The following is an 11,979-nucleotide window of genomic DNA, read 5'->3' on the forward strand; positions in this document are numbered from 1 at the left end:
TGGGGCGGATGACAACAGGGTGAGGGCGGGGGGAGGATGGGATAAACAGGATGGGAGGGTGATGTGAGGAATAAGAAATAACCTTACAAAAAAATAAAAGGGTGTTGATGGCAAAACGAAGGATAATGGTGAAAAACGGGGTTTGTAACCTCCGCTGTATCAAGAGGTTACAAAGAGGCTTGTAAAAGGTGCCCTTTTGCGTTGTAAAAGACGCCCTTTTACACGTCAAAAGATGCCCTTTTACATTGCAAAAGGGCGTCTTTTAGAATGCAAAAGGGCGTAGATTGAAAAGCAGAAGGGAAATAAATTGACAAAGAAGGGGCAAAGGCGAAAGAACAAAGGGGGAAAGGGTAAAACTAAAAAAAAGGGGAATTGAAAAGGAAAAGGATAAGAAAGGGAAAGAGTAAAAGGTGCATTTGAAAAGAAAAAGGATAAAAAAGAAAGAGAGAAAAGGGGGTATTTGAAAGGGAAAAGGATAAAAAGGTAAACAAGAAAAGCCAGACTTGCAGGTGCAATCTGGCTTTTTACGGTTATTGAAACACTGTAGGTGCCTTCGCCAATGGCGTTATGTGCGATGGCAGGAAGGCACTACAGGACTGATGATTATTGCAGATCCTTTGCGGTGAGAGGCTGTGAGAGGTCATCAATCTGTATGCCGCTCATCGGACATTCGATACCCTTCGCAGCGTCTTTTATCTTGCCGTTCTCCATCTTCTCCGAACCATTCATCTTGAAATAGAGCTCCAGCCCATCCGACTTAGGGTCAACGCCCAGCATGTTCTGCTTGATCTGGTTCTCCGTACGAGCCACACTCCACACGCGAACCTCGCTCATGTGACCATAGAAAGGACGTTCGCCCCATGGGAAACCAGCCAGTTTACCGATGTTGAAACCGATGTCGGAGTTCGGGTCAAAGCCTGGAATGTTCCATGCAGACTCAGCCCATTTCACGCCATTGAGGTACATCACCGTCTTACCCGTAGCCTGATCAAAGGTCAGAGCCACGTGATACCACCTGTTGGTCTGCAGCTTATCGGGTGCTTCATAGTGTTGTCTGCCCGCAGCTTGCAGTATTCCAGATGGTATACCACCGCCAGTATCACCGACACGGAGTATCATTACGCCTTCAGTTCCCATGATGGTGTTGTTGCTACCCCACCATATTGAGTTGATCAGAGCCTCATAAGTGAACGACTTGAAGTGTGTTCCGGTAGGGAACTTCACGGAGATGTAACTTGAATAGAAGTTCGCAGCCTTGCCAATCTTGATGGGTTTGGCAAGGACAACATACATCACATTCTCGCCACTGATGGCAGTCACTGACCCGGAATGCAACTGAATGGGCAGCATATAGGTCTTACCCTCCTGCAACTGGTCGAGGTTATTGAGTGTCAGTGACACCTTCTCAGCATACACCTGACCAGCCTCAATGGTTGAAGCAGCCTTGCTGAAGGCAGCATTCTCCGGCTTGAAAGGAACGTAATTCGTACCGTACCGACTGTTATATGCCGCTACCAAAGCCGTATCCGCCAAGGTATAGGACACCTCAACAGCAGCGTTCTGCTTGTTGGAGAGACGTGATGTGATGTCAACCTCCGCTGAAGTGCCCGTGTCAGGCATGGAAACGCTCTGCAGATTGTTATCAAAATAAACCTTCTGCTTCAGCAAATCGCTCTCACTGTCTTGGCAACTCACCACACAGCATGCGGCGATTGCCACTGCAATATGTTTTAAAATATGCTTTTTCATCTTCATATTCTGTTTTTAAATTATGTAGGATTAAGGGTTATGAGGTTGTGTTGTCTGCCCCATTCTCTCCTTAAACACCTTCTGATTAATCTGTATAGCCTGTCGCATCCACTTATAGTTAGGTGTGTTGTCATAGTCGTTATCGAAACGATATGCACCAACTCCACCCTTATAACCCGTTGATGGCATGCTTGCAGCCTGCCTTAACAGTACGCCACCAGTCTTGAATGAAGCCTCAAAGTTATCGGTTGTGATGATGCTTTTCGGGTCTATTCCGAAGTTATCAAAGTTCGTTATACGCCCGTATGACTGGTCAATCCAATAGTCAACATAGCCATCCAACGCCTCAGTAAGTGCCCAGAAATGACCGTCGATACAGATCAGTCGGTGTCCCTTATGCTCTGGATCGCTCTTCGGACCAATGTATTTATTCATCTCTTTGACCAAATAAATGAGCTGCTCATTGGTGCTTAACGTACCGTCCATATCGAACACACCACTGCCAATCTCCCAGTCAATGTCATATCCATCCCAGTCATTGGCAACGAGAGAGTCGCACAATGCCTTTGCAAAACGAGCCAAAGCCTCCTTGTGATTATCGGAACCAATGACGCCATCGAAGCCCCAGAACTTCCAACGAGCCTGTTTCTTAGCCTCTTCAACACGTGCTTTATCAGTTGCCCAGCCTTCTTCTTCAGCCTGTTTCTCCACCTTTGTATACACTGAATCAGGTGTTCTGCCTTTGCCGATGTAGGACAAGAGCGTCACTTCCAACAGCTTTGTACCCTTCACTTTCTGCACAAACTCCTTGTCAGCCTTCTGCTCTGGTGTGATAGTAAAGCGGTTTGGCGCCCCACTCCACATGGAAACGATATCCATACTGTCGGGCATTGAGGTGAGATATCCTCTTCTGTACGTGCCAGCTGGTGACCAGTTGGAATACCAACCAAAGGCTACCGGACGCCCATAGTTGACAGCCTGCTGCTTATAAGCACGCAGTTCAGCATAATACTTCTCACTCTCGGCATTGTTCATTGTGTTATATCCACCGATATGGTCATACGGTTTGTTCTCAATGTCAGCCGTATCGCTACATCCACAGACGATGAATCCCGCCATCAGAAGCAGCAACAAACTAATATATTTAAAGCCTTTCATTTCTTTTTCCTTTATAGATTAATGATTCTTATTGTCCCACCACAGACGTGTTCCAGCCTTATCCTGACCGCCACGTAGCATCTGTCGTGCACTCTCAAGGTTGGCAATGTCCTCCGCAGAGGTTGATCTGTTTGTCGGATAACGCATCCTTCGGATACCAATCTCACTGTCAACCTCACCGTTACTGTAGTTGGTTATTGCGCTATGGAGCTTAGGATAGCCCGTACGACGATACTCTGTCCATGCCTCTTGACCGTTAGGGAAGAGGGCAATCCACTTCTGTATCATGATCTTCTCAAGCTTTTCCTCATCCGTTCCAGTCCATTCTGTCGTCGCTTGGGTCACTGCTGGGACGCTAACGTTGACACTTGGATTGGCAACTGACATGTTATAAGCAGCTGGTTGCAGCCCTGATTGCAGGTAAGCGGTGACCTCTGAGGTTGGGATACCATTCTCTTCGAATGACATTTCTATACCTTTCTTATATAGATCTTCGGCAGATTGCCCAACAGGGAAGCCATGTAAGGCTGCTTCGGACAGGAGGAAGTAAACCTCAGAAGCACGCATCCAGTAGGTTGGGGTCGTATTTGAGATGGCAGGACGTGATGTATTCTTGAACGTTTCGTTCGAATTGACATCATGACCAGTAGGTATTGCCATGTATTTGCCCATCGTTCCAACTGTCATAGCTTGTGAAAGCGAACTCGTATGGAAGTATTTTGCCAGTCGAGGGTCCTGATATCCGCCCAGATAAGCCAACATTGAAGAGCCCATACGGCACTCATTGTACTGATTAATGAGGTCATCAAAGTTGTTTTTGAATACCAATCCGGCTCCTTTCTCCATCTTTGCCTCATCCTCTTTGGCCTTCATCACACCGTAAGGATGGTTGATTGCCTGCATAGCATACTGACGTGAGAGCGCTGCATCAGCGTAGTAGACACGCATAGCAAGGCGCAACATCAATGAATTAGCATAGACAACCCACTTCCTAACATCGCCTCCGTAAACGGCATCTGCCTTTGGTAAGAGGGAAGTAGTACCATTATCGGCATATCTTGTCAGTACATCTACGGCATCAGAAAGCTCCTTGAACATCGCTTTATACACCTCTTCCTGACTGTCATAAGGCACTGTTATGAGTCCTTTTCCTGCCTCTTTATAAGGAATAGGGCCAAACATATCCGTTGCTTTGTGCCAAGCTGATATCTTAAGTATCTGTGCCAAGGCAAAAGCTTCAGGGAATTTCGTCTCCGTTTTACCCTTTAAATCCTGCCAGAGAGGCACAACTGTTGAGTAAGCCTCGGTATATGACGATGCCACCCACCCATCTTTGAGGAAGTAATTGAGGTTATTCGGACCGCCCCAGTTGTTGTTTTGCCCGAAATAACCACTCCAACAGTCGGCTGCAAGGTTGTAAGCAGTCTGGTATCTGTTCACTACTGACGTGCCATCTGCCTGTGTTCCGACGGGGAATACACACTTTTCCATTGCCGTTATAGGCCCACCAATGGTGATTCCGTCCATCATTCCTTCCTCAGGAAGCAGTTCGAATTCGTTCGTATTGACCTTTTCGAAGTCGCAAGCAGTGAGGGAAGAGAGTGCCAGGACAGCTATTATATATTTAGATAGCTTGTGTTTATATGCTTTTGTTGTCATCATTCTATTAGAATTTGAATTTAATATTGAAACCATAACTCCTCAAACTGGGCTGCATGAAATAGTCATTGCCTTGTCCATAGGTACCCGTTGACGCCGTAAGCTCTGGGTCGAAAGGTGCCTTACAGTATATCATCCATGGGTTAGTAGCCACGAATGAGAGGGTTAAGTCCTTGACAATGTTATTGAACCAACGTGAGTTGAACTTATAACTCAGTGTGAATTCCTGTATACGAATGTTCGTTGCGCTATATGTATAATAGCCTGCGAGGTCGTTTTCTCCTGTTGCCACGAGTGTATAATACTTCTTTGCATCATACAATCCTTGGTGAGGTAGCATCACACCCCCTGCATCTCGTGCATCAGCTGACGCCTTTGAGACACCGAAACGATCGAGCAATGCCTGTGTTGATGAGGTGACAACGCCACCGAAACGAGCATTAACAAGGAAGCTAAGTCCGAAGTTCTTATACGTGAAAGTATTGTTCCAACCCATCGTAAAGTCTGGTGTTGTCTTGCCAAGGTAGATTGGTTCAACGGTCTCGAGGCTCATTCCACCAGACGGACTGACGTTAACGAAGCCCTGATTGTCCTTTGCAAGCACCTTACGAGCATAGATATCATTGATCGTTCCACCCACTTTCAGCAACACTCGACCATTGTCTTTCGACACTTCAGGGATGTTTATGGGCTTAGGACTCAATGGATGATGATAGTCTTTCACCATTTCTTTGATCTCGTTGACGTTCTTTGAGTATACCAATGATGAGTTCCACTGCACTCCACCGAAGTTTTCTGTATATCCAAGTGACATCTCTATGCCTCGGTTCTCCACGTTACCAGCCTGCAGATAGACGGCTTTATAACCTGAACTCTCAGGCAATTCGCCAATGAAAGTCTGATTAAAGGTGTTTGATTTATACCATGTGAAGTCGAAAGAGAGCTTCTTCCAGAAGCGTGCTGTCAGTCCGAATTCATACGATTTCGTACGTTCTGCCTTGTAATCAGTGAAAGGATAGATGTCAGTTGACTTCAAACTACCGCCCACGATAGGTGTGGTGATGGTGCCAGGGGTCATACCTGAGCGTGAGACAGGCGAACCAACCTCAGTGTAAGAACCACGAACCTTCAGGTAAGAGATGAAGGATGGCAGCTTTGTCATCTCTGAAACGATGGCTGACATACCTATTGAAGGATAGAAGAAGGATTCCTCTGACGAGTTGACAAGGCGTGAGTTCCAGTCGTTTCTACCTGTCAACGTGAGGTAAAGCATACTCTTATAACCGATTTCAGCACTTGCGAAGGCAGCAACATTGCGTACCTTAGAGGCTCCACCGTCCTCACGTATCTTGCCATCGGTCGGTGCGATGTTGTTCAGAGAGAACTTATTAGGCACCAAGATGAGGTTACCACCGTAGCCACGGGTGAGGGATGCGTAGTCAGAATAGCTGTAACCAACGTTGGCAGCAAGGCTGATCTTACCGAAATGCTTATTGATATTGGCTATAGCATCAATGTAAGTCTGATGCTCTTTATAGTCATAATAGTCGTAAGCACCGTTCGATTTGGCGAAATAATCAAATGATGAAGCATATATCTTACGCTCACTTGTCATGAAAGTCTTATCCAAACGGATACGACCTGCCACACTTAACCAGTCGAAGATGTTATAAGTCAGACCGGCATTGAACATGAAACGGTCCTTATCATCAGGTGCAAGGTTGCGATAAGCGGTCCAGTATGGGTTCTGATTGGCGAACCTGCTGTCCATGATAGGCCAATACTGGGTTGGGAAATTGCGCACGTTGTTATAGCGTTCGAAGGTCTTGATGGCATCAAACGACTCTCCACGTGGGAAGAGATAGGCTGCAACGATAGGGTTCCAGTACTCTCCCTGCGACACCATGTTATTGTCTTTCTGCTTGATATAGGATGCTCCGAGGTCGAGTTGTACCCTGTTCTTGAACATACGTGAGGTGTTACGGATGGTGAAATTGTAACGGTCATACGTGTTGTTCGGTACGATACCACGTGAATTGGTGGCTGCAACGGAAGCGAAAGTCTGGTTAAACTCGTTACCAGTATTGACTGTCAGGGCATTGATAAAGTTCGTTCCTGTGCGGAAGAAGTCCTTCTTTGGATCGTAAGAACTTGGTGTTGCGAGCTTCTCACCCCAACTTTCATAGGAACCAAGCTTGTTTCCATACTTGTTTTGGAACTCTGGCATGAGCAAAGGGGAACTGAAATCGGCTGCACTTGAGAACGAAATCTCTACCCGTCCTTCCTTTCCTTTCTTCGTAGTGATGAGGATTGCACCGTTAGCAGCGTTGCTTCCGTAGAGTGCAGCGGCTGAAGGTCCGGCAAGAACGTTGATGCTCTCGATGTCTTCTGGGTTGAGATCGGCTATGCCTTCACTGCTAACACGACCCTCACCCATGATGCCACTGTCCGTACCACCACTGAAATTGAAGATTGGAATACCGTCGATGACATAGAGAACGTTGTTGTCTCCCTCAATGGACTTGGCTCCACGCATGATGACACGGGTTGCTCCTCCCACACCACTGGCGCTCTTCGAGATGTTAACACCTGCTACCTTACCGTTCAGGGAGTTAACGAAGTTGGCGTCTTTGTTGCGTGTCAGCTCGTCAGCACCTACCTTCTGAACGTTGTAACTCAATGCTTTCTCAGCACGTTTGATACCCAAAGCGGTGACAACCACCTCATTCATCGTGTTGGAAGTCTCCTTCATCGTGATGGCAAGGCTTGTCTTATCGCCCACGGAAACAGTCTGTGAGGTGTATCCAACATAGGAGATGACGAGCTTTGCAGCCGACGAAACGTTGATGGTGAAGTTACCATCAATGTCGGTTACGGCACCATCCTTGGTTCCTTCCACCATGACCGTTGCACCAATCAGGGGTTCTCCTGATGCGTCAACGACACGTCCTGTCACCTTATGCTTACCGTCTTGCTGCACAATCTGGCGCGTTGCGGCATCGGGTAAGCCTCCAGCGTTACCTACTGCATGGGCATTTGTCGGCGTCAAAGCCACAGACATGGCAAAGGCTACCGAGAAATACAGATGCTTCTGCTTTCTTTCGTAAAAATTTCTCATTAGGTTTAGGTTTTTAATTATTATATTTTAGGTTCCTAAGTTCTTGGTTATCAGGCGTAAATTACTGTGCCTAAATGGCTAAAAGAGGTGTTAGTTAGACACCATCGTTTGCAAATATAACACTTTATAAGGTTTTATCACTTACTTTATACTACTATTTAACGTTTATAAACATATTCTTTCCCCTCGCACATGATAATCTTCTGCCATAGAATCGTATGTCAGTTGAATAAAAAAAGGGGAAGATATGGGGGCTCCCCAAGCCCCAACAAAGGAGGGGATGTGCCTGGCGGGATGCGAAAAGCTGCGTGTTGGGAATATAACGGGATGAAGAATTAAACCCAAAAGTTCAACGTTCGGAACTCAAAATTACACCTTATAATATATAACCGCTCTACACCTAGGCTTATAAACTTGTATTCTATAGCCCGCAATTCGCCTACATGTTAAACTGCAAACAAGTGTTTATAGCTTGTATTTCGCCTGCTTGCCAACTTGCAAACAAGTTTCTATAGCACGCAATCCATCTGCTTGTCAAACTGTAAACAAGTCTTTATAGCATGCAATCCATCTACTTGTTAACTTGTAAACATGTATTTTATAGCAAACAACTTGTTTACTTTTTATCTCAAAGCCAGTCTACTAAAACTCTTAAACACCCAGTTATGCCTCTTTAAATACACTGGGGAATCTCGCTAATTGTTCTCCCTCTCCCTTCGGAGAGGGCCGGGGAGAGGCTGTATGAAACACCCCTTTACTTCACCGTCACTCTCCTTTCGCGGATGAGTTTCAGCTGTCGGAGGAGGTCATTGTAGTGCATCAGGTTGATACCAGTACTGTGTGCAGCCTGTATTTTACAGAATTTCTCAATCGTATCAAGCTGCTGTTCAGCATAAAGGAGCACATCCGACGATTGAATACGGTCGGCAGCACCAGCCTTTTCAGTCTTCACAGGGTTGAGAATAGCATTCAACTGCTCAACATAAGTGCGCTCCAGCATACGGCGTGTACGTGCTTTCACCTCCGAAAGACCTGTCAATGGCTTCCATACACTGCGGTAAACATCATTCAAGTAATCCTTGAACTGATAAGCACCCGGTGCTCTTTGGTCCTTGTAAATCTTATCCATCAGTGCAGGATTCAGCATCACCTTCAGCACACGAGCCTGCTCATTGCTGATGGCTTCCACCGCATCCGTACCCGAAATGTCGGTCATCGTCGTCGGATAGAGCCACTCTGGTGCATCGAAAAGCTGACGTGAGAGATAGTCTACAGCGTCCCTACCCTTCTGAGCAGGTGCCACTTCATACGGTTTCTGCCCCGGCATGTTGTTCAGATAACGCCCACCGACATTCTTCAGTACGTGGTTTGTATAGCGATTGAACTGACTTACGACGCTCTTCCACATCTCCATACGGTCCTCATATTGGTCATTGGGCTGCTTGGTCCATGCTGGTAACGCCACAATGATGCGCTTTAGGTTCTTGATACCATAATCACTCGCTTTCACATTGTCGTCACCGAGGTCCTCACGCTGGGCACGTGGGTCTTCATTCTTCCCTTCTCCACCGAACCAAAGACGTGGGTTCTTAGCCAGGATGGCTGTTGTCTCAGTCATCAAATGCTCCTTTTCGTCCTTCTCATCCTTGAATTCCGGACGGTATTGATAGCCCCAACGGATCGCCCACTTGTCATAATCGTTCACACGAGGGAACAGTCCGCGCTCTGAAATACCATCTTCTGGCTGCGCAACATAGTTGAATCGGGCGTAATCCATGATACTTGCCGTGTGACCATGCTCCTCAACCCACTTCTTATCACGTAGTTTCTCAACGGGAGTGGCGTGACTTGCACCCATATTATGGCGCAATCCGAGTGTATGACCCACCTCATGACTCGACACAAAGCGCACAAGTTCGCCCATAAGTTTGTCATCCATGTGCACCGTTTGTGCCCTTTTGTCGAGCGGTCCACACTGTGTCAGATACCATTTCGTCAACAGATTCATCACATTATGGTACCAACAGATGTGACTTTCGATGATTTCTCCACTGCGAGGGTCGACGATTCGCGGTCCATAAGCATTCTCAATCTCTGCCGGAAGGTAACGAAGTACGTTGAAACGAGCATCATCCACGCTCATCTTTGGGTCGTCTGGCCAGTCACGAGCTTGTATTGCATGCTTGAAACCAGCGGTCTCAAAGGCTGCATTCCAGTCTTCTATACCTTGCTTAAGATAAGGAACCCACTTCTTAGGTGTGGCAGGATCAATGTAGAAGACAATGGGTTTGACAGGTTCAGTGAGCTTTCCTTTGGCGTAAGCACGCTTGTCTTTCGGCTCTAAACGGAACCTTGAGATGAACTCTTCACGGTCAGTTTTCGTCTGTTCATCATTGAATATGGTGTATTTGTTGGTGAAATAGCCCACACGTTGGTCCCAAATGCGACGTTGCATAGGCGTTTCCGGCAACAGAACGATGCTCGTATTGAGTCCGATGGTCATTGAGCCCGTGCGAGAAGCAGGTGCTGAGCCCTCCAAACTGCCGTAGGTTCGGGTCGTAGCGACCTCCACATTGATGGGATAAACCTTCATTGTATCAATGAAAGTACGGTCAGCCTGCAGTCCTCCGAGCTTTAATTGCTTAGCATCCGATGTAGAAACGCTCACCACATTATTATCTTTTGCGAAGAGCGGAGTGACCTCCACCATCTGAGTATGCTTCCCTTTGTTGCGTCCGATGACCTTAAAAGCGGCGATGATAGGGTCGGCAGTGGATGCAGTCAGCGTCCTTGAGATCTTGCTTTTAGGGTCGGCTACCTGCGAAAGGACGTATGCCCTGAGCAGTAAAGTGTTGTTATCTCGCTGCTGAAAGTAGACCGTTTGCTCATTAACTTTCTCTCCTGCGAACTTCCCGAAGTTCTGTGGTACGGCTGTGAAGCGTGTCACTGCAAGCAGATAACGGCCCAGAACGGAGTCTGGAACCTCAAAATACCACTTGTCATCAATGTGTCTTACGGTGAAAAGACCTTCCTGAACACTTCCTTTTTTCTTAATTAATTGCTCGTAAGACGGCGTTTTGTCGTTGCCTTTAGCATCCTTTCCGTCGACTTTTCCCTTGTTATTTTTATCCTTGTCTGCCGTTGTCTGCTGATCAGTAGAGTCGTTTACAGCATAGTAAACATATCTTTCCGAAGCGAGTCCTGCACCCGTTCCGAACATCAAAGCAAGCAAACAGCCAGCTAATCTCTTATTGATTGTCATATTGGGTATTTATTGTTTAGGTATGCAAAGATAGTAAATTAATATATTTTCAATGGCGTTAATAAGTTTAAAGAAGTTAAAAGAAAAGCTTCATTCTCCTTTATTTCACTACCAGTGCTCTGCGTATTCGGGTGTCATTCAACGGACGATCGTTCTTGTCACCGGGCTGACGCTGGATGATATCAACGATGTCGAGTCCCTGAATAACCTGTCCGAAGACCGTGTATTGACCGTCAAGATGGGGCGTTCCACCCACCGTTTTATATGCTTCACGCACCTCTGGAGTGAGCTGAACAGTGCTGTCCGTGCGCTCATTGAGCCGTTGCTGCACCTTGTCGAGCTGTCCATCGGTGAACTTATATCCCCAAACAATATAGAATTGTGTGGCTGATGACTCCCGTTTCGGGTTGACATCATCGCCTTCACGGGCTGCACCCAGTGCACCACGATGGTGGAAAAGCTTCGGGAAACATATCTCTGCCGGCACGGTATAGGTCTCTGGCGTATCGCCAACTGCCTCCCCCGGCTTGGCATTCTTCGACCCCACGTCACCCGTTTGTATCATGAAATCCTTGATAACACGGTGGAACAACACACCGTCATAGGCGCCACTGCGCACCAGTCGTAGGAAGTTGTCACGGTGTTTGGGCGTCTCGTTAAACAGTTCTATGCGTATATCACCACTGTCCGTCTCAAGTAACACCTCGTGTCGGGGCGCATCCTGCACGGTCTGTGCCTGCATAGTGACCGCCGTAAAGGCAAGGAAGATTGCCAAAAGGGTAAAGATCTTTTTCCTCATCGTAGTATTTTTTATTTTGATTAACTATAACAATGTGACAAAGATAGGTATTTCTGATTAGAAAAACAACACCTATATACAGTTTTTTTCATCGAGGAGAACGACTCATGAGGGTATCTAACGGGAGCTGCGGACTCTATAAAAACCACAGCGAGGAGCCACGAGTAGGAACGTGAAGGATACAGGATGGGATGCTAAGAAATAACATTACAAAAAACAAAGGCGCATAGATGG

At 46.7% G+C, this 11,979-nt stretch carries 6 protein-coding genes; all 6 read right to left on the reverse strand.

Annotated features, from left to right (window positions below; all coding sequences use genetic code 11):
• Window positions 1–603 precede the first annotated feature (603 nt).
• Window positions 604–1,749 carry a DUF1735 and LamG domain-containing protein gene (locus tag ACZ48L_RS10720; protein ID WP_008823831.1) on the reverse strand — a complete coding sequence of 382 codons (1,146 nt, stop codon included), beginning with the start codon at window positions 1,747–1,749 and terminating at the stop codon, window positions 604–606.
• Between the two features lie 30 nt (window positions 1,750–1,779).
• A complete protein-coding gene (locus ACZ48L_RS10725; RefSeq protein ID WP_025792505.1) occupies window positions 1,780–2,907 on the reverse strand; it encodes a glycoside hydrolase family 18 in 1,128 nt (375 codons plus the stop codon).
• 18 nt (window positions 2,908–2,925) lie between these two features.
• On the reverse strand, window positions 2,926–4,566 hold the full coding sequence (locus ACZ48L_RS10730; protein WP_025792507.1) for a RagB/SusD family nutrient uptake outer membrane protein: 1,641 nt from the start codon (window positions 4,564–4,566) through the stop codon (window positions 2,926–2,928).
• A gap of 7 nt (window positions 4,567–4,573) precedes the next feature.
• Entirely contained in the window at window positions 4,574–7,684 is a 3,111-nt protein-coding gene (locus ACZ48L_RS10735; protein ID WP_025792508.1) for a SusC/RagA family TonB-linked outer membrane protein, read from the reverse strand.
• Window positions 7,685–8,438: 754 nt separating this feature from the next.
• Window positions 8,439–10,946, reverse strand: coding sequence for a zinc-dependent metalloprotease (locus ACZ48L_RS10740; RefSeq protein ID WP_455078086.1), 2,508 nt, complete (start codon window positions 10,944–10,946; stop codon window positions 8,439–8,441).
• A gap of 100 nt (window positions 10,947–11,046) precedes the next feature.
• Window positions 11,047–11,745, reverse strand: a complete 699-nt coding sequence (locus ACZ48L_RS10745) for a peptidylprolyl isomerase (protein WP_455078087.1) — start codon at window positions 11,743–11,745, stop codon at window positions 11,047–11,049.
• Window positions 11,746–11,979 lie beyond the last annotated feature (234 nt).

This window comes from Prevotella histicola, assembly GCF_055385135.1.